This is a genomic window from Haliea sp. (assembly GCF_041395985.1).
Lineage (GTDB): Bacteria > Pseudomonadota > Gammaproteobacteria > Pseudomonadales > Halieaceae > Haliea.
Genome location: NZ_JAWKZJ010000006.1, coordinates 248,644 through 270,348 on the forward strand (window position 1 = coordinate 248,644; position 21,705 = coordinate 270,348).

General features: G+C 61.9%; 24 protein-coding genes. 13 read left to right on the forward strand and 11 right to left on the reverse strand.

What is annotated here, in order from left to right:
- Window positions 1–9 precede the first annotated feature (9 nt).
- From R3E49_RS12935 to R3E49_RS12955, 5 genes are read left to right on the forward strand one after another with little or no spacing between them, the layout of a single operon-like run.
- A complete protein-coding gene (locus R3E49_RS12935; RefSeq protein WP_339638063.1) occupies window positions 10–834 on the forward strand; it encodes a MinD/ParA family protein in 825 nt (274 codons plus the stop codon).
- A gap of 9 nt (window positions 835–843) precedes the next feature.
- Window positions 844–1,551: an RNA polymerase sigma factor FliA gene (locus R3E49_RS12940; RefSeq protein ID WP_371295431.1), complete on the forward strand. Its 708-nt coding sequence runs from the start codon at window positions 844–846 to the stop codon at window positions 1,549–1,551.
- Between the two features lie 49 nt (window positions 1,552–1,600).
- A complete protein-coding gene (locus tag R3E49_RS12945; RefSeq protein WP_371295432.1) occupies window positions 1,601–2,335 on the forward strand; it encodes a flagellar motor protein in 735 nt (244 codons plus the stop codon).
- A 3-nt stretch (window positions 2,336–2,338) separates the two neighbouring features.
- Window positions 2,339–3,142: a flagellar motor protein MotD gene (gene motD, locus R3E49_RS12950; RefSeq protein WP_371295433.1), complete on the forward strand. Its 804-nt coding sequence runs from the start codon at window positions 2,339–2,341 to the stop codon at window positions 3,140–3,142.
- A 30-nt stretch (window positions 3,143–3,172) separates the two neighbouring features.
- Window positions 3,173–3,355, forward strand: coding sequence for a hypothetical protein (locus R3E49_RS12955; RefSeq protein ID WP_290745065.1), 183 nt, complete (start codon window positions 3,173–3,175; stop codon window positions 3,353–3,355).
- Here R3E49_RS12955 and R3E49_RS12960 read toward each other — a convergent pair whose 3' ends face one another.
- The 3 genes from R3E49_RS12960 to pomA are packed head-to-tail and all read right to left on the reverse strand — an operon-like array spanning window position 3,356 to window position 5,649.
- Window positions 3,356–3,919, reverse strand: coding sequence for a PilZ domain-containing protein (locus tag R3E49_RS12960; RefSeq protein ID WP_371295434.1), 564 nt, complete (start codon window positions 3,917–3,919; stop codon window positions 3,356–3,358).
- A 33-nt stretch (window positions 3,920–3,952) separates the two neighbouring features.
- The gene (locus tag R3E49_RS12965) at window positions 3,953–4,888 is read right to left on the reverse strand and encodes a flagellar motor protein MotB (RefSeq protein ID WP_371295435.1); all 936 of its coding nucleotides are present in this window, start codon (window positions 4,886–4,888) and stop codon (window positions 3,953–3,955) included.
- Window positions 4,885–5,649, reverse strand: a complete 765-nt coding sequence (pomA, locus tag R3E49_RS12970) for a flagellar motor protein PomA (RefSeq protein ID WP_290745059.1) — start codon at window positions 5,647–5,649, stop codon at window positions 4,885–4,887. Before pomA ends, R3E49_RS12965 begins: the two co-directional genes overlap by 4 nt.
- A 176-nt stretch (window positions 5,650–5,825) precedes the next feature.
- Between pomA and R3E49_RS12975 the strand changes: the two genes are divergently transcribed.
- Genes R3E49_RS12975 through R3E49_RS12985 form a run of 3 tightly spaced genes read left to right on the forward strand, consistent with a single transcriptional unit; the run spans window position 5,826 to window position 8,766 of the window.
- Window positions 5,826–6,944: a flagellar hook-length control protein FliK gene (locus R3E49_RS12975; RefSeq protein ID WP_371295436.1), complete on the forward strand. Its 1,119-nt coding sequence runs from the start codon at window positions 5,826–5,828 to the stop codon at window positions 6,942–6,944.
- Complete coding sequence (locus R3E49_RS12980; RefSeq protein ID WP_371295437.1) at window positions 6,941–7,225, forward strand: EscU/YscU/HrcU family type III secretion system export apparatus switch protein; 285 nt, start codon at window positions 6,941–6,943, stop codon at window positions 7,223–7,225. Before R3E49_RS12975 ends, R3E49_RS12980 begins: the two co-directional genes overlap by 4 nt.
- Before the next feature lie 26 nt (window positions 7,226–7,251).
- On the forward strand, window positions 7,252–8,766 hold the full coding sequence (locus R3E49_RS12985) for a GGDEF domain-containing protein (protein ID WP_371295438.1): 1,515 nt from the start codon (window positions 7,252–7,254) through the stop codon (window positions 8,764–8,766).
- 7 nt (window positions 8,767–8,773) lie between these two features.
- Here the strand turns inward: R3E49_RS12985 and R3E49_RS12990 are convergent, their stop codons facing one another.
- The 3 genes from R3E49_RS12990 to R3E49_RS13000 form a co-directional block, all read right to left on the reverse strand.
- Entirely contained in the window at window positions 8,774–9,208 is a 435-nt protein-coding gene (locus R3E49_RS12990; protein WP_371295439.1) for a nitroreductase family deazaflavin-dependent oxidoreductase, read from the reverse strand.
- A gap of 286 nt (window positions 9,209–9,494) precedes the next feature.
- The gene (locus R3E49_RS12995) at window positions 9,495–10,097 is read right to left on the reverse strand and encodes a PEP-CTERM sorting domain-containing protein (protein ID WP_371295440.1); all 603 of its coding nucleotides are present in this window, start codon (window positions 10,095–10,097) and stop codon (window positions 9,495–9,497) included.
- A 151-nt stretch (window positions 10,098–10,248) separates the two neighbouring features.
- The gene (locus R3E49_RS13000) at window positions 10,249–11,949 is read right to left on the reverse strand and encodes an NAD(P)/FAD-dependent oxidoreductase (RefSeq protein ID WP_371295441.1); all 1,701 of its coding nucleotides are present in this window, start codon (window positions 11,947–11,949) and stop codon (window positions 10,249–10,251) included.
- Between the two features lie 198 nt (window positions 11,950–12,147).
- On the opposite strand from R3E49_RS13000, the gene R3E49_RS13005 reads away from it, so the two are divergent.
- A complete protein-coding gene (locus R3E49_RS13005) occupies window positions 12,148–12,420 on the forward strand; it encodes a hypothetical protein (protein ID WP_371295442.1) in 273 nt (90 codons plus the stop codon).
- A gap of 5 nt (window positions 12,421–12,425) precedes the next feature.
- Here the strand turns inward: R3E49_RS13005 and R3E49_RS13010 are convergent, their stop codons facing one another.
- The 4 genes from R3E49_RS13010 to R3E49_RS13025 form a co-directional block, all read right to left on the reverse strand.
- On the reverse strand, window positions 12,426–13,667 hold the full coding sequence (locus R3E49_RS13010; RefSeq protein ID WP_371295443.1) for an aromatic ring-hydroxylating dioxygenase subunit alpha: 1,242 nt from the start codon (window positions 13,665–13,667) through the stop codon (window positions 12,426–12,428).
- An 83-nt stretch (window positions 13,668–13,750) separates the two neighbouring features.
- Window positions 13,751–13,963, reverse strand: a complete 213-nt coding sequence (locus tag R3E49_RS13015; RefSeq protein WP_290745040.1) for an RNA-binding S4 domain-containing protein — start codon at window positions 13,961–13,963, stop codon at window positions 13,751–13,753.
- Window positions 13,964–14,010: 47 nt separating this feature from the next.
- Entirely contained in the window at window positions 14,011–15,618 is a 1,608-nt protein-coding gene (locus R3E49_RS13020) for an ABC-F family ATPase (RefSeq protein WP_371295444.1), read from the reverse strand.
- A gap of 131 nt (window positions 15,619–15,749) precedes the next feature.
- A complete protein-coding gene (locus R3E49_RS13025) occupies window positions 15,750–16,634 on the reverse strand; it encodes an alpha/beta hydrolase fold domain-containing protein (RefSeq protein ID WP_371295445.1) in 885 nt (294 codons plus the stop codon).
- Window positions 16,635–16,768: 134 nt separating this feature from the next.
- Between R3E49_RS13025 and R3E49_RS13030 the strand changes: the two genes are divergently transcribed.
- Genes R3E49_RS13030 through R3E49_RS13045 form a run of 4 tightly spaced genes read left to right on the forward strand, consistent with a single transcriptional unit; the run spans window position 16,769 to window position 19,475 of the window.
- A complete protein-coding gene (locus R3E49_RS13030; protein ID WP_371295446.1) occupies window positions 16,769–17,752 on the forward strand; it encodes an LLM class flavin-dependent oxidoreductase in 984 nt (327 codons plus the stop codon).
- Between the two features lie 22 nt (window positions 17,753–17,774).
- On the forward strand, window positions 17,775–18,131 hold the full coding sequence (locus tag R3E49_RS13035; protein WP_371295447.1) for a YbaN family protein: 357 nt from the start codon (window positions 17,775–17,777) through the stop codon (window positions 18,129–18,131).
- Window positions 18,128–18,721, forward strand: a complete 594-nt coding sequence (locus R3E49_RS13040; RefSeq protein ID WP_371295448.1) for a YqaA family protein — start codon at window positions 18,128–18,130, stop codon at window positions 18,719–18,721. The genes R3E49_RS13035 and R3E49_RS13040 overlap by 4 nt, the downstream gene beginning before the upstream one ends.
- Entirely contained in the window at window positions 18,699–19,475 is a 777-nt protein-coding gene (locus R3E49_RS13045; protein WP_371295449.1) for a DUF1294 domain-containing protein, read from the forward strand. The genes R3E49_RS13040 and R3E49_RS13045 overlap by 23 nt, the downstream gene beginning before the upstream one ends.
- An 86-nt stretch (window positions 19,476–19,561) precedes the next feature.
- Here the strand turns inward: R3E49_RS13045 and gcvP are convergent.
- Window positions 19,562–21,705 (reverse strand): aminomethyl-transferring glycine dehydrogenase (gene gcvP, locus R3E49_RS13050; protein WP_371295450.1); only part of this gene is annotated, 2,144 nt, incomplete at its 5' end.

A 21,705-nucleotide genomic window follows, 5' to 3' on the forward strand; every position in this document is an offset into this window, starting at 1 on the left:
AAACCTGACATGGGCGAGCAGGCCCCCACGAATGTTATTGCAGTAACCAGTGGTAAAGGGGGTGTGGGTAAGACCAACGTCTCCGTGAACCTTGCCGTGGCACTCGCCCAGCAGGGCCAGTCAGTCCTGCTGTTTGATGCCGACCTCAGCCTCGCCAACGTCGATATTGCATTGGGCCTGCGCCCGCGCTGGGATATCAGCCACGTATTGTCCGGCGAAAAAACCCTGCAGGATATTCTGCTTACCGGTCCCGGCGGCATCACTGTGGTGCCGGCGAGTTCGGGTGTAGCCCGCATGGCCAACCTGACACCGGCCGAACAGGCCGGGCTGGTGCAGGCCTTCAGCGAACTGGAACAACCGGTGGACACGCTGATCGTGGATACCGGCGCCGGTATTGATACCGCCGTCCTCACCTTCACCAGTGCCTGCCAGCGGGTGATTGTCGTGGTCTGTGACGAGCCCACCTCGCTGACCGACGCCTATGCCCTGATCAAGGTGCTGAACCGCGACTGCGGCGTCAAGCGCTTCGATATCCTGGCGAATATGATGGACTCCGAGTTGCAGGGCCGGCAACTGCTTGCCAAGCTGTGCAACGCCACCGATGCCTACCTGGACGTCAATGTGCGCTGGCTGGGTAGCGTGCCGCGCGATAACTTCCTGCGCAAAGCCGTGCAGGCCCAGCGCGCCGTGGTGCTGGAGTACCCGCGCTCCCCCTCGGCGCGCGCGCTGCAGGACATTGCCCGGCGGATTCAGGCGGAACCGCCGCAACAGTTGGGGGGCGGCATGGCCTTTTTTATCGAGCGCATGCTGGCCGCCCGGGAGAAGACAGGCTGACGCCGGCTTATGGATCGTACAGCGGCTTATCAACACGTAGCGCAGACCGGTGTCGATGGACTGGTGCGGGAATATCTGCCGCTGGTCAAGCAGATCGCACTGCGCCTGGCGGCGCGCCTGCCCGCCAGTGTTGAACTGGACGACCTGATGCAGGCCGGGCTGATCGGCCTGCTACAGGCCCGCGAGCAGCATGACCCGGAGCAGGGGGCCAGTTTTGCCACCTATGCCGGTATTCGCATCAAGGGTGCGATGCTCGATGAGTTGCGCGGCAGCGACTGGTTGCCGCGCAGCGTGCAGAGCAACCTCAGTCGGGTCGCCCAGGCGATCAACAGCGTCAGCCTGCGCGAGGGGCGGCCGGCCCGCGAGGCCGAAATTGCGGCGGAACTCTCGCTGTCGCTGGAGGAATACCAGAGCCTGGCCGGCGAGCTGGCCTGTGCCCGCATGTGCCAGCTGGATGACGATGTGGCGTCCTCTGCCGGTGACGAGCACGGTGACCCTCTGCGTCAGGTGGGCGAGGCCGGCTTTCACGAAGCGCTGCAACAGGCTGTTGCGCAGCTTCCGGAAAAAGAACAACTGATGATGTCGTTGTACTATGGTGATGGCCTGAACCTGAAGGAAATCGGCCTGGTGCTCGGCGTCTCCGAGTCACGGGTGTCGCAGTTGCACGGGCAGGCGGTTGCCCGCCTGCGCGTCACCCTGGAAGCCTGGAAAGAGTGAGGAGCGTCTAGTGGCGGGGAAACCCGGTTCGCCCAGAGTATCGTTCGACATGCTCACCCTCCTCGGGGTGACGCTGGCGGTTGGCGTGATTGTGGTGGGCAACATGCTCGAGGGCGGCGAGGTGGGGGCCCTGATGCAGCTCACGGCATTCATGATTGTCGCCGGGGGTACCCTCGGCGCGGTGATGGTGCAGACCCCGCTGGCGGACTTTGCCCTGGCCCTGCAGCGCCTGCGCTGGATCCTGTTTCCGCCGAAGTTCCCGCGGGAGGCGCTGATGGAAGAAGTACTGGGCTGGAGCCGGACGGCGCGGCGAGACGGCCTGCTGGCACTGGAAAAACTCACCGCCGGTGGCGCCGATGCCTTTGTGAACAAGGGCCTCGGCCTGCTGGTGGACGGTTTCGACCCCGATGTCATACGCGGCGTGCTGGAAGTACAGGTGGACAACGCCCATGTGCGCGAGGCGCGGGCGGCGCGCGTGTATGAAGCGATGGGTGGCTACTCGCCCACCATCGGTATCCTCGGCGCCGTGCTCGGCCTGATTCACGTTATGCAGAACCTGTCGGACCCTGCGGAACTGGGGTCGGGCATCGCGGTGGCGTTTGTCGCCACCATCTACGGGGTCGGTTTTGCCAACCTGTTTTTCCTGCCTATTGCCAACAAGTTGAAGTCGATCTCGGCGGATCAGCTGCAGTATCAGGAAATGGTGATCGACGGGATCGTGATGATTGCCGACGGCGACAACCCGCGCGCCATTCGCAGCAAGCTCGAAGGATACCTGCAGTAGCCCATGCGTCGACGCCGGCCGCCTGAGATATCCGACAGCCAGGATCGCTGGCTGGTGTCCTATGCGGATTTCATCACCCTGCTGTTCGCCTTCTTCGTGGTGATGTATTCACTGTCCTCGGCCAATGAGGGCAGCTATCGGGTGCTGTCGGACTCCATCGTGACCGCTTTCGGCGCGCCGCAGCGCTCGCTGGACCCGATTCAGGTCGGTGAGCTGGTGCGCAGCAGTGTGCCTGCCGAACAGGTGCCGCAGGCGCTGGCGCAAAACTCCATCTCCGTGCCACTGCGGGTGCCCTCCGGCACGGACGAGGCGGCGGAGGGGGGGGCAGACCTCAATGCCCTGGCGGGCTCCCTGAGCGACGAGGTCGAGGGCGAGCTGGCGTCGCAGCAGGTGCGGGTATCGGTCGATGAGGAATGGGTGGCGCTGGAAATCGACTCAACGCTGCTGTTTCCCAGCGGCAGTGGTGTGCTGCTGGCCCGCGCGGTGCCCGTGCTGAGCCGTATCGCCGGCGTACTGGCCCCGATTCCCAATCGTGTGCGTGTGGAGGGCTACACCGACAATGTTCCCATTCGCAACGACCTGTTCCCGTCCAACTGGGAATTGTCCGCGGCCCGCGCCTCTTCAGTGGTCCGCCTGTTCGAAAGCAGTGGCATTGATCCCGCCCGCCTCTCTGCGGTAGCCTTCGGGGAACAGAACCCGGCGGCGAGTAATGACACCGAAGCCGGACGCGCCGAAAACCGGCGTGTTGTGCTGGTGGTGCTGGCACTGGACGCAGGCATCAATGACGAGCGATCACAGGCCCGCTAAGGCTGGGCGGCTGCCCGTGGGAGAGGTGCCATGGTGGAACCGGTGGACGACCGGGGGCTGACCCCCCTGACGCGAATACGCCCGATCAAGCGCGACGACAAGCCGAGGAAGCAGCCCAGGCCCGCTCCCGAGGATGAAAACAACGCAACCCCCGCGGCAAGCACCACGCCGCGGAAAAAGCGCCTCGGCGGCAATATTGACGAGCGCTGCTGATCAGCGGCTGTCCGCCAGAAGCATCCCCTGTTTCTGTACCACATGGCGAATCAGCTCCTCTTGCTGATCCAGATCCTCATCAAATTCGACCCGTGTCCAATAGCCGCTGCCGCTGGCCACTGTTTCCGGCGATGCAACAACGCGGCCCTGCAGGCGCAGGCTGGACTGTGATGGCAGCAGGCCGATTTCGATGATGACCACCGTGCCAGCCGCCAGGGCTTCGCGGGCCTCGAAGGCAATGCCGCTGCCGCTCAGGCTCACGGTAGTGCGCTGGTAGGAGACAGGGCCAGGGCCACCTTCCGCTGAGGCGGCGAGGGAGCCGAGCACCGAAATCTTGCGGTTGAGCAGGCCAAGCGCGCGGCCCACATCGGGGTCGTGGGCCCACACACGGTTGATGGTGTGATTCAGTTCGCGGTCGATCTCGGCAAGAATGGCCCCGGTGGCCACCTCAAGCTGAACGCCGCGCGACGTATCCTCATCGCTGTTGGTTTCGACGTGGTAGTGGAGCAGGACATCATCGTTGATCCGGTAATACTTTCTGCGTTCGCTGCTGGATGTTGTCATGGTCGGCTTGTCCACATGAGATAGGGGTCTGATTCAGCGCCCGGCGCCTACGCCGAGTATGTCCAGTATTTCCGGGTTGCCTTCAAGGATGTTATCAAGGCCGGTCTCCTCGGCAGTTTCCGCACCCTGTCGAATCACCAGCTCCACGCGCCGGTTCAGCGCCCGGCCGGCGGGGTTGTCGTTGAAGGTGAAGGGGCGGGTATCGGCGTAGCCGACGACGACAATACGCTCGTCGGAGAGTACGCCGTCCTCGAGCAATTCATGGGTCACGGACAGCGCCCGGCTGGCGGACAGATCCCAGTTGGAGCGGAACTGACCACCGCTGATCGGCACATCGTCAGTATGGCCCTCGACGGAAATCTTGCCGGGGATGGTCGCCAGTGCATCCCGAAGACGCTCCATGGTGGGCAGGAAATCCTGGTTCAATACCGCCGAACCCGACGGGAAGGAGCCGTTCTCGCGGATACGGACGACAATGGAGCGCTGGTTGGTCTCGATGTCGACTTTTCCCGTATCCAGCTCTTCCTTGAGTATCTCGCGCAGTTTCTCAGCATCCTGCTGGGTTTCCAGCAACAGGGATTCGATTTCCTGCTGGACGATTTCGCGCGCCTCGTCGTCACTCAGCTCGCGCGGCGGTGCATCGGGGTTACCCACTTCCAGCGAAGGCCGGGTGGTGTCCGCCGTGACCTGCTGGATAGTGTCCACCGGGCTTGGGTCCGGCTTGCCGGGGCTGAACTCCTGGGCGATGATGCTGGTGCCCTTGGGAATGTCCTCCACCTTCACCTGCTGCTGCACGCCGAAGGCATTTTTCATCGACCCGGCGATCTGCTTGTACTTCTGCACATCCATTTCCGAAAAGGACAGCAGCAGCACGAAGAAGCACATGAGCAGCGACATGAGGTCGGCGAAGGTCGCCATCCACATGGGCGCCCCCGGCTTGGACTCTTCCTCTTCCTCGAAGTCGATCATGCCTCAGCGGCTTCCTTGTTGCGCTCCTTGGGCTCCAGGTAGGCTTTCAGCATGGACTCGATGATGCGCGGGTTCTGGCCTTCCTGAATCGCGAGTACGCCGTCGATACACATGGCCTTGATGCGCCCTTCCTGCGCCTTGCGCAAATCCAGCTTGTCGGCGATGGGGATGGCGACCATGTTGGCGAGCACCGCACCGTAGAGCGTGGTGAGCAGGGCGACGGCCATGGCCGGACCGATGGACTTGGGGTCATCCATGGCGGAGAGCATTTGTACCAGGCCGATGAGGGTCCCGATCATGCCCATCGCGGGTGCGACGTCGCCGGTGGCGGAGAACACCTTGGAGCCCCATTTGTGCCGGTCGATGGTCTGCTGCAGATCCTTGCTCATCACCGCGCTGACCACCTCGCGGTTGTTGCCGTCGATCAGCATGCGCACGCCGTCGCGGAGGAATTCGTTGTTGATCTCGGCGTTTTCCAGCGCCAGCATGCCTTCCTTGCGGGCGATGGTCGCCAGCTCAACCACGGTTGCGATGAGGTCTTCCGGCTCGTCCAGCTTGAACATGAACGCGCGGGCCGCCACCTTGAACGCGCCGAAAAACTGCCCCAGGGTGAACTTCATCATGACGACCAGCGCCGTACCACCCAGGACGATCAGAATGGAGGGCACGTTCATGAAGATGATCGGAGAACCGCCGGTAATGATCGCTGCCATTACCACGCCCATGGCGCCCAGCAGTCCGAGCAGTGTAGCCAGATCCATAAAGCTGTATCTCCGAGGTCTTCAGGAGGCGAAGCGCCTAGTCCGTTTGTAACACCAAACTCCCTGTGTAACAGGAGTATACAGACAACCCCACGTGCGCGTCAGCTCTCTCGCGGTGCGAGTCCGCCGGGTTTCATGCTACATTCGGTGTGACTCCCGACCGGTGAAGCGACGACGTGGAAGATATCCAGCTGGCCTTGACCGCCGCCCGCACGGACCAGAAAAACTTCGGCCTGTGGCTGAAGAACTGGCAGGTGGGGCAGACCCTGTCGGCGCTGGTCTCCGGGCAGCGGCCCTCCGGCGAGCTGGTGCTGCGGGTGGGGGGGCTGCAGATCACTGCCACCGCCGATATTCCCGTACAGCAGGGTGCGCGCCTGCTGCTGGAGGTGCGCCAGCTGCAGCCCCAGGCGGTACTGCGCATTATCGCCCCGCCCGGCGGTGCGGCGGCGTCGGAGCAGAGTGGCAATGTGCGCCTGCTGGGTGCCGCGGCGCCGGGCCTCGAAACAGTGAACGCCCTGGCACGTGTAGTGGGGCAACTGCAGCCGGCGGATGGCGCCGTGCGTGCCCTGCCCACGGAGAGCCTGGCGCTGGTGCGGCAGCTGTTGCGTGCTGTTCCCCGCGCCGCCCAGCTGCTGCAGCCTTCAGGCCTGCGCGCAGCGGTGGCCGCCTCAGGCACCTTCAGTGAGGCCCAGCTGCTGCACAGTGCCGGCAAGCCGCCCGGTACGGCCCCTCCGCCCGTCGACCTGAAATCCAGTCTTGCCCGCGTGCTGGCCCATGTGGATGCGCGACTCGAAGGGGTCAACGCCATTCCCACGCGCGCTGCCGATGCGGCGGCGCTACTCGCACTGCGGCAGGAACTCGAATCCGCATTGACCGCCATCACCACCAATCAACTGGCCTCCCTGCCGGGGGACACCGCCACTGCGCGCAGCTGGCTGTTCACCCTGCCGTTCCTGTGGCAGGAGGAATACCGACAGCTGCAACTGCAGCTTGAGCGCGAAGCGCCGCAGCCGGGTGACCCTGACGAGCAGGAACGTTGGCGCCTGCAGCTGAATCTCGAGCTGCCCAGGCTTGGGCAGATTGCTGTGGAGGCGCGGCTGACCCAGGGCCAGTTGGCGGTGGAGGTGATCAGTGACCGGCCGGCGGTGCGGCGCCTCGTGCAGGCAAGCAGCGGGCTCTTGGAATCGGCGCTGGAGAATCGCGGTCTCTCGCTGGCCGGTCTGATCAGTCGCCCGCCGACTGCCGGTTCCACCGCGCCCCCTGTAACGCCCTCGTCATTGGATCTGCGCGCATGAATGATTCGCGCGACCACCTTCCCCCCTCGCGTGCAGCTGCGCTGCGCTACACCGGCATGGGCGCGCCGACAGTAGTGGCGAGTGGTGAGGGTGTACTGGCCGACCGTATTCGGGCCCTGGCGACCGAGCACGATATCCCGCTGTATGAGAACCAGAAGCTGGTGGAGCTGCTCTGTCAGATCCCCATAGGTGACGAAATACCCGAAAGCCTTTATATTACAGTTGCTGAGATTCTCGCTTTCATTTACTACCTGGACGTTGCACTCGATGAAAGCGTGTAAAAAAGAAACACCGAACGGAAACAACTATGCAGCGCTCTGAAGCTCTCACACGTTTGACTCTGCGCCTGGCGCGTATGGCGGAGGGCAACAGCGACAGCATTGATGAAGCTCTCGCGCGCATTCGGCGCCTGATCCACGACAACGCCGATGGCCGCGATCTGGCCGCTGCCTCCGATCACCTGGCCAAGGTGGTTATGACCGTCACGGGCCAATCGCCCGACAACGGCAGCGCGTTGCCAGCTTCACACGATCTTTCCGGCCTGTCCTCCATTATCAAGTCCATGCCCCTGCGCACAGAAGATCACCAGCGCATGACGGATCTGGTGCGCAAGATCTCTGGTGATCCTTCTCAGGGCGTACGCCAGCAGGCGCTGGGCGAATTGCTGTGCTCGGCGACGGAGGCCCTGAAGGAGGTGGCGGCGCGGCAGTCGCGCTCCGAGGGCGGCGTGCGCGGCCTGTTCAAGCGGCGCGCCTCTGACAGTGCCGATTACGATCATTTCCTCGAGTTGTTCACCAGCCTCGTACACCGGCTGGTGGACCACATCGACGTCATCAACGGCTCGCAGGTGCGCAGCAAGGCCCTGCGGGATGCGCTGCCCAACGTCACGATTGTGGAGCAGGCACAGTCGCTGATGCGTGAAGTCACGCGTGAAATGGACAGCATCGACAGTCGGATTCGCCAGGAACGCCTGCAAACCAGCGACTTTCTGGACACCCTTCGTGAGCGTCTCGGTGGTTTTGAGGAACTGGTGGTCGATGTCACCCGCGGCGGCGAACGTTCAGTGGAACGGTCCGAGTCCTTGCAGAGTCAGGTGGTGGCCGATGTTGGTGTGCTCGGCACGGCCAGCCGCAGCGGTGATATGGACGCCATGCGCCAGGCGTTTGAGGAGACGCTGAAAAACATCACTCAGCACATGGCGGAACACGTGGAGGCGGAGCGGCAGCAGCACAAGGAGGCGCAGGAAAAGGTGGATGCCTTGTCCGAGCAGCTGACCCGGCTGGAAACAGAAGCCGAGGTGTTGCGCACGGAAATCCGCAACAAAACCGACCTCGCGATCAAGGATCAACTCACTGGCGTTTATAACCGCAACGGTTTTGACGAGCGCGCGGCGGAGCTGTTTGCGCGCTGGGAGCGCAGTGGCGCCAAGCTCTCCATCGTCTTTGTCGACTGCAACAAATTCAAGCAGATCAACGACACCTACGGGCACGCCGCAGGGGACCTCGTGCTGGTCAAGGTTGCCGACATTCTGCAATCCCGCGCCCGGGTCACGGACGTGGTGTGCCGTTTTGGCGGTGACGAGTTCGTCATCCTGCTGCCGGATACGGGAACGGAGGGTGCCGAAACCTACGCAGTCAGCGCCTTCAATGAAGTGCTGGATGCCGGTTTCAATGACAACGGCAAGCCACTGGATGTCTCCATTTCCCTGGGTATCACCGCCATCAAGGAGGGCGACACCCTGGAAGTCGCTCTCGCACGGGCCGATGAAGCCATGTACGAAGCGAAAAGCAAGCAGGGCGTTCGGGTAGCGACGAAAGCCTGAAGCCGGGCTAACGCGGCTCTGCCAGAAACACCGGGATTACGCGGGTGGTTTTGGCCTGGTAGTCGTCATAGGGCGGGTACGCCTCCACGCTTGCGGCCCACAGCCGCGTCCGCTCCTCCGGGTCCGTCACTTCGCGCACGCGCATGTCGAAGACCTCGGTTTTGTCGCGTATCTGCACGTTCGGGTTGGCCCGCAGGTTCGCCACCCAGGCGGGATCCTGCGGTTGCCCGCCCATGGAGCCGATCAGCACATAGTTCCCGTCCACCTCCACGCGCATCAGGGGGATCTTGCGGATGCCGCCGGTCTTGTGCCCGGTGTGGGTGACCAGGATGCAGGGCATGCCAGTATCCAGCAGGGTGGTACCCTGGGTGCCGCCGCTGCCCTCGTAGAGCGCTACGTGCTCGCGTACCCAATCCAGTTTTGGGGGGATGTAGTCAGCCATGGGGAATATGCCTCAGCGAGTTGGTTGCAATCGTTTTACGATACAGGCAAACGCTGAATCGGTAAAAGGCTTTGCGCCGCCGTGTATCACAGGAAGACAGGCGTGCGAGAAACCGGAGCGAGCGCTGTGATGATCCATCGCTACCGCATCAGCCAGATGGCAACTTGAAGGTCGAAACACGGCGCGTTGAGCGTTCAGCACTTCAGAGGTGAGGCGGTTCCGGAGTCACGAGTAACAAAAAAGCCCCTGAAAGGGGCTTTTTGAGTGGTGCCTGAGAGGGTGTAGGTCAGATGTTCGACTTTTTGCGCCGTGACCAGCCCAGCCCGACAAGGCCCAGGCCAAACAGTGCCAATGTGGCGGGCGCTGGAACCGGTGCGGGAGCTTCCCCGGTATCGATGTTCAGCGTCCAGCTGCCGAGATTGCCTGCGTCAAGCCCTGCCCGATCGTCCAGGTTGAGTGTCCAGGTGCCTGCCGCGGACAGGCCATCAAAAACCGAAAAACTGCCTACCGCCGCGTACGTACCCTCAGGGATGGGGTTACCTGCACCGAAACCGGCTGTGCCACCGTCGGCGAAGGTATAGGTTCCAGCGGGGTTGTTCGAACCACCCTGCCGGTCGAACAACACCACAGACACCTCGCTTGAGCCATCATCGAAGGTCAATGTAGCGAAAAAGTCGCCAATCCATGTGTGGGTGAAGTCGTTCAACGAGATGAAGACGTCGTTGATGATGCCGGTGTCGACAACGGTAATGGAACTTGAAAAATCAACCAGATCGGGCAGTGCGCCTCCGGTCCCGGCATAACTGGTGGGAGCTGCGCTGGTGAGCGATGAGAAACCCGCCCCGAGGACCAATGCTGCAGCCAGTGTCGTCTGTTTTAGGTGTTTCATGGTGTACTCTCCTGCGTAACCTGCTGTAACATGAGCACACTTCATGCCAGTGATTGTAACCCATTGTGGCAAAACAAAAAAATATTCTTGGCGGGCTGTCTTGGCCCCGGAATTGTAAAATAAGCTGACAGTCCCCGTTGCTGCTGTGCGCCTAGTCCCGATTGGTATGAATGATTTCCCCCTCCTCGGGTGTTTCCAGCTTCAGGTAGGGTAACCCCGGTTTTACGCTGCCCTGCACCCAACCTTCCAGCAGCAACACTTCCAGCGCTTGTAACGCGTGGTGCACCAGCAGTTGTACGGGAGCACCCAGGTCGCGCCGCTGCTGGAAGTAGTGGTGCAGGGCTTCGTAGATGGACTGTGCGGTTTTATGCTTTTTCAGCACCTCCACCACCAGTGCGTACATACCGCTGAGCACCAGGGTTTTCTGGCCGCGCGTATAGCTCGCGTCAACAGTGATCCTGCCGTTTTTAAAGAGGGGCGCGTGGCCGCGAGTGGCATTGCGCAGGTTCAGTTTGAAGCGGTTGTACTTGTTCAGCTGCCAGTTTACGGCGCCGCGTGTGAATTTCTGTGTGATCTGCTTCAGCCCTGCCAGGTCCAGGCTGCCAATTCCGGCTTGTCCCGTCGTGTCGTTGGTGAAACCGCCGGTGCCCAGCCACTGGAAGGCCTTCTGGGGATTCATTTGCAAGCCGGCGTCTTTCGCAATTTCTGACGTGTAGTCCTGCAGGTCGGTGAATTGACCGTTGGAGGAATACCAGAAATCCGCAAAGCGAATATGTTGGCCAATACGTTTCTTCTGCGTGTGCTCATACCACTGTTTCAGCCAGTTGTTCTTGTCTGCATCGCGCAGCAGCTCCGGGATGATATAGGCCAGTTCCCGTGCACCTGTCTGCGCGAGGGTCATTCCGGCCGCGAGAATCGGGTCGGCAAAGCCAACGGACTCCCCCGCAAGAAACCAGTTTTTACCGGCAGATTGCTGCGCCAGGAATGACCAGTCTTTGGTGCCGTATACTTTTTCCTCGCGCCTTGCATTGCGAATCAGGCCGGCAATACGCGGGTCCTTGGGGAGGGATTCAAGGTAAATGGTCTCCGGCGAGAGGCCGGACTCCTTGTAATAGGCGGCGGGACAGACCAGACCGATGCTGGTGCGCGTGGGGGATAACGGAATGAACCATATCCACCCGGAGCCGATGCTCATTACCTGCACGCGGGTGCCGCCGGTGCCGATTTCCACAGCCCATTCTGCGTTTTCCCAGTAACTCCAGAACGCGACGTTTTTCAGTGAGGTGGGGACATCAACCTGTACACCCAGTGGTCGGCGCAAGGCCGCGGCGCTACCCGAGGCGTCCACATAGTAGCTTGCGGTAACGTTGCGGCCATCGCCCAGGGACAGGGCGGAGATTTCACCCGGCTGCTCAATGACCGGGGTCGCGTGGCACTGATAGTGAACGTCACAGCCGAGTTCTTCCGCGTGATCCAGAAGGATCTTGTCGTAGCGCGCGCGGTCAACCTGAAACGCGGTTTGCTGGCGTTGGCCGACAAATCGGGCCGGACGCGGTTCATCACGAAAATCCTTGATCGGCAGGAACTCGAAATCCCACAGGTCAGGGCTGTTTCCCCAGCGGTAGGTTGCTCCGATCTTGATGGGGAAGTTGGCGGCCTCTACTTTGTCCCAGCAGCCCATTTCAGCGAGGATCTTGCCTATCGGCGGCAGCTGGCTCTCACCGACATGCTCTCTGGGGAATTGTTCACGCTCAAAAATCGCCACGCTGAGATCCGGGTGATACTTTTTCAGGAGGGATCCCAGTGTGCTTCCGGCAGGGCCTCCGCCGACAATGGCGACATCGTAGTTCATCGAAATAACATCTCCTCCAGGACGTGACGTATCACCGCGGCGCGGCGTCTGCGCGTGGCGTTCACAACTGAGCCTCAAACGCCGCAAACGGTTCAGTGATGACCGGAAGAAACGCTGAATGACTAACGGCGTTACAATACAGCGAATGGATGAAACGGTAAAAGGGGTTTCCTGTCACATGACGCTCTGGAGTGAATGATGAGTGCGCAAGCCGTGGTTTTCGTGGTCGTCGTGGTGGCGGTCATCGCCCACGTGGCCTTGTACCGGTGGGTGAAGTTCAAGATTCAGGAGGGCGTTATTCTGCAGTTCCTGCGCGATGCCGAAGAGGAGGGTGCGCCTGATCATCATCACGCCACAGCGATTGCTGCCCACACTCAACTGTCTGCGGAGCGCGTCTCAGCCGTCTGTGCCAGGAGCAAGGAGATTATCGCTGACCCGGAGGACGGGCAGAGCTGGCGTGCAAGGAACTAGCCGGGTCAGCGCAGGCGTGGTTCATTGGGGTGCAGCCATGCGTCTTCGAGAACGGGTTGCACCCTGAGCCCCTCAGGTACATTCGCGGCGCCGACGACTGTGTCGGCAGACTGGTGCCAGTGATAAATACGCGCCTCCTGGTAGCTCAATGGAATACCTCTGTTTGATTGAGGGTCCAGGGCTGCCTGAATGGCTTCTGACATGTCGATGTCTTCGCGCAGGACACGGCTGGGCCGTGCTCCGTCATCCTCAGTCCACATGTCGGGGCCGCGGTCGGTGTCGGGCCCCCAGTCCGGTGCCATGGTCCAGGTCTCGACAATGCACTGGTCGATACCATCCGGCCAGAACTGGATAGGCGGTATCACAAACTGGTTCAGCGGCATCACCAGGTTGGGGAACACGCTGTAGGACTGTGTGCAGGTTCTGGCGATGTCTCCCGCTGTCGGAATGTCCGGCCACCTGGATGTCCAGGCCGGCTGTGCGTGCCCCTTGGGAATGGGGGCGACCATCCTGCTGTGGCCGCCGGGGTAGAAGCTGTTTACATTGCGCCTGGCGTCGAGCACCGGGCTCACGGTTTTGCCGTGAATGCTCGGTACATGGTAGACCTCGAGGTTCGCCTCCATGGCGATCTTCCAGTTGCAGCGCACGGAGAAGCGATCACGCCGGGAGAGACGGCAGTTGTCCAGGTCGAACTCGGCCCACTCCTCCACGAGTGCCCCAAGGCTTTCGCGCAGGTTCACCGCCTGAGGATCAAAATTGACAAATATCAGCTTCCCTAGCCGCTCGCAGCGCAAGCGCTGCAAGCTCAGTGCCTCGGTATCCAGCGCAGCAAAGTCCCGCGATTCACGCACCGCGAGCAGCTCGCCCTCATGGCTGTAGCTCCAGCCGTGATAGGGACAGGTGAGGCGCTTCCGTTTGCCCCGTTCGTCCATGGCCACCGGAGCGCCTCGATGACTGCAGCGGTTGATCAGCGCGTGGATATCGCCGTTGTCAGCGTGTACCAGAACCACCGGTGCACCTGCGATATCCCAACGCTGGAAGCAGCCGGGTTCAGGGATTTCGTCCAGATGCGCAGCCAGTAGCCAGGTTTTACGGAACAGGATGTCCTGTTCGAGGGCGTGGAAGGCCGCATCGGTGTAGCGAGCCGAGGGCAGGGGGGGCAACCGGGGGAAATCTGCGGGAGGTGCATTCCGCGAGGCCTCGTAGGCCATCAGCTGACGCAATTGCTGCAGGTGTTGTTGAGACACGGTTTGCCCCCTGGTACTGCTGGCCCGAAAAGTGTGCGCTGGGGTCGACCCTTAGCGAAGGTGCTCCACGTGCGCCGGGCCCATTATGCCAGATGCAAGGTAAAGCGCTCGCCCCGAAACTCGATCATATCGCCGCTGTGCATTTTGCGCCGTCGGCGGGTTTCGGTTTCGCCGTTGACGCGCACCTGACCGTCGGCAATCAGCAGTTTTGCCTCGCCCCCCGTCGCCACCAGCCCCTCGAATTTGAGGATCTTGTACAGTTCAACCGGTTCGCGGGTGATATCGATGGTTCTCATGCATTTGCCTGTGGATAGTGCCGTGAAAGAAGGGCTCGCCGCATTGCTCAGGCGGCCCTGGCCTCTGCCCTGGCCCTGTCGGAGAGATACTCATCGTAGGTTCCCTGGAAGTCGATCAGGGACTGGTCCTTGATTTCAACCACGCGAGTCGCGAGTGAGGAGACGAACTGCCGGTCATGGCTGACGAAGATCAGCGTGCCGTCGTAGTTGGCCAACGCCTTGTTCAGCGCCTCGATGGATTCCATGTCCATGTGGTTCGTCGGCTCATCCATGATCAGCACGTTGCTGTCCATCATCATCAGCTTGCCGAACATCAGTCGGTTTTTCTCGCCCCCCGAGCACACGCTGGCCTTTTTGTTCGCATCGTCGGCGGTAAAGAGTAGCCGGCCCAGCATACCGCGTACTGCCAGGTCGTCGTGCCGTGGCATGCGCCACTGGGTCATCCATTCGAAGATGGTGAGGTCTCCCTCAAAATCGGCGCTGCTGTCCTGCGGGCAATAGCCGACGACCGCATTTTCCGACCACTTTACCGCGCCGCTGTTGGCCTGGATCTCCTGCAGCAGGCAGCGCAGGAATGTGGTCTTGCCGGTACCGTTTTCGCCAATCACGGCGAGGCGCGCACCCGCTTCCAGAATCATCTGTCCACCGCTGAATAGCGGCGCGCCGTCAAAGCCGTGTGCGAGCCCTTCCAGCACCAGGGCCTGCCGATGCAGCTTCTTGTGTTGTTTGAAGGTGATGTAGGGCGACACCCGGCTGGAGGGCTTGATCTCGTCCAGCTTGATTTTCTCCATCTTCTTGGCGCGTGAGCTGGCCTGCTTGGCCTTGGACGCATTCGCTGAGAAGCGATTCACAAAGCTCTGCAGCTCTTCCAGTTCCGCGGACTTTTTCGCGTTACCGGCCTGCAGTTGGTCCTGGATCAGGGTGGAGGCAGCCACAAACGCCTCGTAGTTGCCGGGGTAGATGCGCAAATCGCCGTAATCGATATCCGCCATGTGAGTGCACACCGCATTCAGAAAGTGGCGGTCGTGGGAAATGATGATCATGGTGCTCTTGCGCTGGTTCAGCACGCCGGCCAGCCAGTTGATGCTGTGGATGTCGAGGTTGTTGGTCGGCTCGTCCAGCAGCAGGATGTCCGGGTCGGCAAACAGTGCCTGTGCCAGCAAAACACGCAGTTTCCAGCCCGGTGCCACCTGCTTCATCAGCCCGAAATGCAGGGATTCATCAATGCCCGCTTCCAGCAGCAGTTCGCCGGCACGACTTTCCGCGGTATAGCCGTCCATTTCGGCGAACTGTACTTCCAGCTCCGCCACACGCATGCCGTCCTCTTCGCTCATTTCCGGCAGGGCGTAGATGCGCTCGCGTTCCTGCTTCACCTTCCACAACGCCACATCACCCATGATCACGGCATCGACCACACTGTAGTGCTCGAAGGCGAACTGGTCCTGGTTCAGGATGCCCACCGAGCAGCCGGGCTCGATCGATACGTTGCCCGCGGTGGGGACAAGCGCACCGCTGAGGATCTTCATGAAAGTGGATTTGCCGCAGCCGTTGGCACCGATCAGACCATAGCGGTGGCCGTTACCAAACTTGGCGGAAATGTTTTCAAACAGCGGCTTGGCACCGAACTGCATGGTGATGTTCGCGGTGGTAATCAAGAGCGTATTCCTGCGCGCGTGCAAGGGGGAATGGATGTGCCACCGCGGCTATGCGGTGGCGTACAGCGGGCCGGCACTATACGGGCTTGGGGGGCTGCTGTCGAGGTGAGCGCTAAGGACCTGGTATCTCGTTAGACTACTGTGTGGATATAGCGCCGTATATTTGCCCACGCGGCAACCGCCTCCGGCACCCTCTCGTTCACCAGGCCATGCCAGCCCTGGATCATTCCGGGCCAGCCCTCCATCGTGACCTCCACACCGCTGCGCAGGGCGTTTGCGGCGAGCAGCAGCGCGCCCTCACGCACGGTGTCATACTCGCCAACCTGCAGATATAGTGGCGGCAGGCCGTGCACCGCGGCGAAGGCCGGGGACACGCGGGGGTCATCCAGCGCGAGTTGACCGGCGACATAGTCCCGGCCCCGGTTGCGCACCCACTCGGGTGTAAGGAAGGGGTCCCGCCCGCGGGTCGGAGACTCGGCAACCGACAGGTCGAACCAGCCGGTCAGCGATATGCAGCAGGCCGGCATGGGCAGGCCCGCGTCGCGCAGCCGCAGCAACAGCCCGAGTGCGAGGCTGCCGCCGCAGGATTCACCAATCAGCACAATATTGCCAGGGCTGACGCCGGTATCGAGCAGTCCACAATAGGCATTGAAACAGTCGTCGTGCGCGGCGGGGTAGGGGTGTTCCGGCGCAAGGCGATAGTCGGGCATGATCACCCGGCAATCGATCTGCCGCGCGATGATTTCCGCATAAAAATGGTATTCATCCAGCGGTGTGGACACGAAAGCACCGCCATGGCAGTGGAAGGCGATGCGGTCACTGGGGTGGCCCTGGAGGACATAGTCACCGCAACGAACGCCGCCGTAGTGGCGCAGCGTAATCTTCAGGTCAGCGCTGACCGGACGGCCATGGAACGGCGCAAACATCGCGCGCACGGCCCGATAGTCTGCGGCCGGATCAGCGAAGTCCGCTGGTATGGCATCGATGATGGCTTGCAGTGCGGGGCTGATCGTCATGGCAGGGACCTTTTCCGGAAACGGGCGGCTGAGGGGGCGACACGCAACGGGGCGATGCCAGGAGGCAAACGCATGCGCTGGCGAATTGCCGCGGCAGAATGACGCGGGGTGATACATCCCGCTATACTCCGCCGATGATTCCACTCTCCATACTTGATGTTACCGCTGTTCCCGAGGGCAGCACCACCGCGGACGCATTGCACAACGCGCGCGATCTGGCGCAGCACGCGGAGCGCTGGGGCTATCACCGCCTGTGGGTTGCCGAGCATCACAACATGCAGAGCATCGCCAGCGCGGCAACGTCCATCGTGATTGCGCACCTGGCCAATGCCACCACCTCGATACGCCTCGGTTCGGGTGGCATCATGCTGCCCAACCACGCGCCGCTGGTGATTGCCGAGCAGTTCGGCACGCTGGCCACGTTGTTTCCGGGCCGTATCGACCTGGGCCTGGGGCGCGCGCCGGGTACGGATCCGCGCACGGCGCAGGCCCTGCGCCGCAATATGAATAGCAGCGTCGATAACTTTCCCAATGACGTCCTCGAACTGCAGTACTACCTGAAGCCGGCGCAGCCCGGGCAGGCGGTGGTCGCCACCCCTGGCGCCGGCACCGAGGTGCCGCTCTGGATTCTGGGGTCCAGCCTGTACGGTGCCGAGCTGGCGGCGATGCTGGGCCTGCCGTTTGCGTTTGCCTCACACTTCGCTCCCGCCTATATGGAACAGGCGATAGCGCTTTACCGGAAAAAGTTCGAACCCTCGGAACAGCTGGACAAACCCTACGTGATGCTGGGCTACAACGTGTTTGCGGCGGATACCAATGACGAGGCGCAGGTGCTGCAGACTACGATGATGCAAACCTTCGTGCGTCTGCGTCGCGGCACCCAGGGCAAACTCGCGCCGCCGCAGGCGGGCTACTTCGACACGCTGACGCCCCAGGAGCAGCACATGCTGACGGACATGCTGCGCTGCTCGGCAGTGGGTGATCGCAACACCGTTGCGGAGGCCATGGGGGCCTTTGTTGCCGCGACGGGTGCCGATGAATTGATGCTGATGTCATCCATCCACGACCACCAGCAGCGGCTCAGGTCCTTCGAGATCGCTGCCACGGCGTTTGGTTAGTCTTTCCACCCGGGCGCGCGCAATGCACAGCTTCTTCTGGCGCTTTATAGCGGTTATCGCACTGCTGCTGGCGGCGGTGGGCATACTGTTGCCCATCATGCCCACGGTACCGTTTCTGCTGGTCGCCACCTGGGCCGCGTCCCGCGGCTGGCCGGAACTCAATGACTGGCTGCTCAACCACCCGGACTATGGGCCGCACATCATTGCCTGGCAGGACAACGGCGCCGTCTCCCGACGCGCAAAATGGCTGGCAACGCTGATGCTGGGCGGTAGCACCACCTTGCTGTGGCTATCCGGAGCGCCGGTCATGTTTGCCGCTATCATCACTACGGTCTTTGTGGTGGTGCTCACCTGGCTCTGGTGGCGCCCGGAGCCGTGAGCGATGAGCGAGGTCAGGTTGACGGTTCCCGACTGCGCCGCTTCGGTCAGCGTCTGGTTCAGTCCCGGCACGCGCTCTGGGGGCTGACACTGGCCTCGTTTCTGGAGTCCACAGTTGTGCCGATTCCCCTGGAGGCGCTGCTGATTCCCTTGATGCAGGCCAGGCGACATCAGTTGTTTCTGCTTGCCCTGCTGTCCCTGATCGGCTGTTTGCTGGGCGCCAGTGTCGGGTATGGCGTCGGCTTGTGGTTCTTCGACGCTCTCGGTGATCAGCTGCTTGAGTGGTTCGCCAAACCGGATCAGTTCGAGCGTGCACGTATGGCGATGGCCGACCACGGTTTCTGGTTTGTGCTGAGCGTAGGCGTGACGCCGGTACCTTTCCAGATGGCGATGCTGGTCGCGGGTGCCACCGGTTATTCCTTCGCGCTGTTTATGCTGGCCTCTGCGCTGGCCCGCGGCCTGCGCTACTTCGGACTCGCTCTGCTGGTTTACTGGGCAGGTGATCAGGCGGAGACGCTATTCCGCCGGCATGCGCGCTGGGTTTCTGTGGCCGCTGTGGTTCTGGTGATTGCAGTTTTCCTATGGGTTTGAGGGAAGCGGGTGGCAACATACCAGTAATGGCAAACAGATGCATTGCAGGGCAACGTTTGCGGAAGTTTGCCGCAGTGAATACGGCGCTGATACATTTGACCGTTACCGCAGATGTGCCATCCACTTCGATAAACAACCACCAAGAAGAAAATTAATGCGTCAAAAGGGAAAGATTCGGTCATGGAATGACGAGAAGGGTTTTGGATTCATTGAGCCGATGACGGGCGAGAAAGATGTCTTCTTGCATATTTCTGCATGTGGCCAGAGCAGTCGCCGTCCCGAGGTAGGCCAGATCGTTACGTATGAGGCAGGTGTAGACAGGCAAGGTCGTTCTCGGGCCGCGCACGTCTTGCTCCCTGGTGCGAAGCGGCGTAACCGCAAGAACAGTCGCAGTGTCACTTTTCCGCTGCTGGCAGTCGGGGCGTTCTTCATTGCGGCGGCGACAATGCTAGCCCCGGTTTTCCTGCTCGCATACGTGTTCGTGAGTGCTCTGACATTTGCCGTGTATGGGCTGGATAAATCAGCGGCTCGCAGCGGCGGGTGGAGGACATCTGAGCATACCTTGCACTGTCTGGCCTTTCTGGGAGGGTGGCCGGGAGCTGTTCTCGCTCAGAGATTTTTTCGACACAAGTCCAAAAAGTCGTCATTCAGAGTGACATTCTGGGTGACGGTGATATTTAACATCCTCATCGTTCTTTGGTTATCAACAATCGAGATCAACCTCTCAGGGCAAGCATGGATAAAGCCCGCATGAGTTGACCCAAGCACCCCAATTCGCGCCGTTAGAGGGCGCCGCAAAGTAGGAATACTCGGGTCGGCTCGCTCAATATACCCGCTTCTCTAGACCCCCACCGGCTCCCGATACGCATCAATGCTCGGGCAGGAACACACCAGATTGCGGTCTCCGTACACGTTGTCTACCCGGTTTACCGGCGGCCAGTATTTGCGCTGGCGCAGTGAGGGCAGGGGGTAGGCAGCCTGTTCCCGGGTGTAGGCGTGGTCCCAGTGCTCAGCGGTGACATCCAGCAGGGTGTGCGGGGCGTTGCGCAAGGGGTTGTCCTCGGCGTCCAGGCGGCCTTCTTCCACCGCGCGGATTTCTTCGCGGATGGCGATCATGGCGTCGCAGAAGCGGTCCAGCTCCGCCAGAGACTCGGATTCAGTCGGCTCGATCATCAAAGTGCCTGCGACCGGGAATGACATCGTGGGCGCGTGAAAGCCGAAGTCCACCAGACGCTTGGCGATATCCTCTTCGGAAATGCCGCTGGCTTCCTTCAGCGGACGAATGTCCACGATGCACTCGTGTGCCACGGTACCGTTGCGGCCTGTGTAGAGCACGGGGTAGTGATCTTTCAGGCGGTGCGCAATGTAGTTCGCACTCAAAATGGCCACGCGGGTGGCCTGGGTCAGGCCCTCGGCGCCCATGAGCGCAATGTAGGCCCAGCTGATCGGCAGGATGGAGGCGCTGCCCCAGGGCGCTGCGGACACCACGTCGTTGCTTTCCGGCAGCCCGGGTACCGGCACCACCGGGTGCGACGGCAGGAAGGGCTGCAGGTGCGCGCCCACCCCGATCGGCCCCATGCCGGGGCCGCCGCCGCCGTGGGGAATGCAGAAGGTCTTGTGCAGGTTCAGGTGCGACACGTCGGCGCCGAACTTGCCGGGAGAGGCGAGGCCCACCAGGGCGTTGAGGTTGGCGCCGTCCACATACACCTGGCCACCGTGACGGTGCACGATGTCGCAGACATCGACCACGGTCTCTTCAAACACGCCGTGGGTGGAGGGGTAGGTGATCATGATGGCCGCGAGCTCATTGCTGTACTGCTCGGCGCGGGCGCTGAGGTCGTCGAGGTCGACGTTGCCATCGGCATCGCACTCCACAATGACCACGCGCATCCCGGCCAGCGCGGCACTGGCGGGGTTGGTGCCGTGGGCCGAGGAGGGGATCAGGCACACGTCGCGCTGGTCGTCGCCGCGGCTCTCATGGTAGCGGCGAATCGCCAGCAGCCCGGCGTACTCGCCCTGCGAACCCGCGTTGGGCTGCAGTGAAATGGCATCGTAACCGGTGCACTCTTTCAGCATGTGCTCCAGCTCCGCGAGCAGCTCCCGATAGCCTTCGGTCTGGTCGGCGGGGGCAAACGGGTGGATGCCGGCGAACTCCTGCCAGGTCACCGGCAACATCTCCGTGGTGGCGTTGAGCTTCATGGTGCAGCTGCCCAGCGGAATCATCGCCTGGTTGAGGGCGATATCGCGGGATTCCAGGCGGCGCATGTAGCGCAGCATTTCGGTCTCGGAGTGGTAGTCGTTGAACAGAGGGTGCTGCAGGTAATCCACCGCGCGCTGCAATGGCTGGGGAATGCCTGAGGCGGGGGCGGGTTGCTCGCGGCAGGGGTTGGCGGGCTCTTTGCCCGTCATGACGGCGAGCAAACGGTCCACGTCCTCGGCCGTGGTGGTTTCATCCATCGCTATGCCCAGCGTGTGCGTGCCGATAATCCGCAGGTTCATGCCGGCGTCCAGGGCACGCTGCAGGATGGCCTGCTGCCGGTCCCCCACGCTGATGGTCAGCGTGTCGAAATAGGCGTCGTTGTCTGCCGGCAGTCCCGCTGCCTGCAGGCCGTTGGCCAGCACACCGGTGAGGTAGTGGATGCGCTCGGCGATGCGCCGCAGACCCACCGGGCCGTGGTACATGGCGTAAAACGCCGCCATGATGGACAGCAGCGCCTGGGCGGTGCAGATGTTACTGGTGGCCTTCTCCCGGCGGATGTGCTGCTCGCGGGTTTGCATGGCCATGCGCAGCGCCTCGTTGCCGTGGCGATCGATGGAGACGCCGATGATGCGTCCGGGTGTAGACCGTTTGAAGGCATCCCGGGTGGCGAAAAAGGCGGCGTGTGGCCCGCCGAAACCCATCGGCACGCCAAAGCGCTGGGAATTGCCCACCACCACATCGGCGCCCTGTGCGCCGGGTGACTTCAACAGCAACAGGGACATCA

Bases quoted from the DNA above. Each gene is read 5' to 3' on its own strand.
- R3E49_RS13035 (WP_371295447.1), top strand. From the start codon at position 17,775: ATGCACAGCTTCTTCTGGCGCTTTATAGCGGTTATCGCACTGCTGCTG.
- R3E49_RS13000 (WP_371295441.1), bottom strand. From the start codon at position 11,949: ATGAACTACGATGTCGCCATTGTCGGCGGAGGCCCTGCCGGAAGCACA.
- R3E49_RS12960 (WP_371295434.1), bottom strand. From the start codon at position 3,919: ATGACAACATCCAGCAGCGAACGCAGAAAGTATTACCGGATCAACGAT.
- R3E49_RS12980 (WP_371295437.1), top strand. From the start codon at position 6,941: ATGAATGATTCGCGCGACCACCTTCCCCCCTCGCGTGCAGCTGCGCTG.
- R3E49_RS12995 (WP_371295440.1), bottom strand. From the start codon at position 10,097: ATGAAACACCTAAAACAGACGACACTGGCTGCAGCATTGGTCCTCGGG.
- R3E49_RS12935 (WP_339638063.1), top strand. From the start codon at position 10: ATGGGCGAGCAGGCCCCCACGAATGTTATTGCAGTAACCAGTGGTAAA.
- R3E49_RS12940 (WP_371295431.1), top strand. From the start codon at position 844: ATGGATCGTACAGCGGCTTATCAACACGTAGCGCAGACCGGTGTCGAT.
- R3E49_RS12965 (WP_371295435.1), bottom strand. From the start codon at position 4,888: ATGATCGACTTCGAGGAAGAGGAAGAGTCCAAGCCGGGGGCGCCCATG.
- R3E49_RS13030 (WP_371295446.1), top strand. From the start codon at position 16,769: ATGATTCCACTCTCCATACTTGATGTTACCGCTGTTCCCGAGGGCAGC.
- R3E49_RS13015 (WP_290745040.1), bottom strand. From the start codon at position 13,963: ATGAGAACCATCGATATCACCCGCGAACCGGTTGAACTGTACAAGATC.
- R3E49_RS13005 (WP_371295442.1), top strand. From the start codon at position 12,148: ATGAGTGCGCAAGCCGTGGTTTTCGTGGTCGTCGTGGTGGCGGTCATC.
- pomA (WP_290745059.1), bottom strand. From the start codon at position 5,649: ATGGATCTGGCTACACTGCTCGGACTGCTGGGCGCCATGGGCGTGGTA.
- R3E49_RS12945 (WP_371295432.1), top strand. From the start codon at position 1,601: ATGCTCACCCTCCTCGGGGTGACGCTGGCGGTTGGCGTGATTGTGGTG.
- motD (WP_371295433.1), top strand. From the start codon at position 2,339: ATGCGTCGACGCCGGCCGCCTGAGATATCCGACAGCCAGGATCGCTGG.
- R3E49_RS12990 (WP_371295439.1), bottom strand. From the start codon at position 9,208: ATGGCTGACTACATCCCCCCAAAACTGGATTGGGTACGCGAGCACGTA.
- R3E49_RS13025 (WP_371295445.1), bottom strand. From the start codon at position 16,634: ATGACGATCAGCCCCGCACTGCAAGCCATCATCGATGCCATACCAGCG.
- R3E49_RS12955 (WP_290745065.1), top strand. From the start codon at position 3,173: ATGGTGGAACCGGTGGACGACCGGGGGCTGACCCCCCTGACGCGAATA.
- R3E49_RS12985 (WP_371295438.1), top strand. From the start codon at position 7,252: ATGCAGCGCTCTGAAGCTCTCACACGTTTGACTCTGCGCCTGGCGCGT.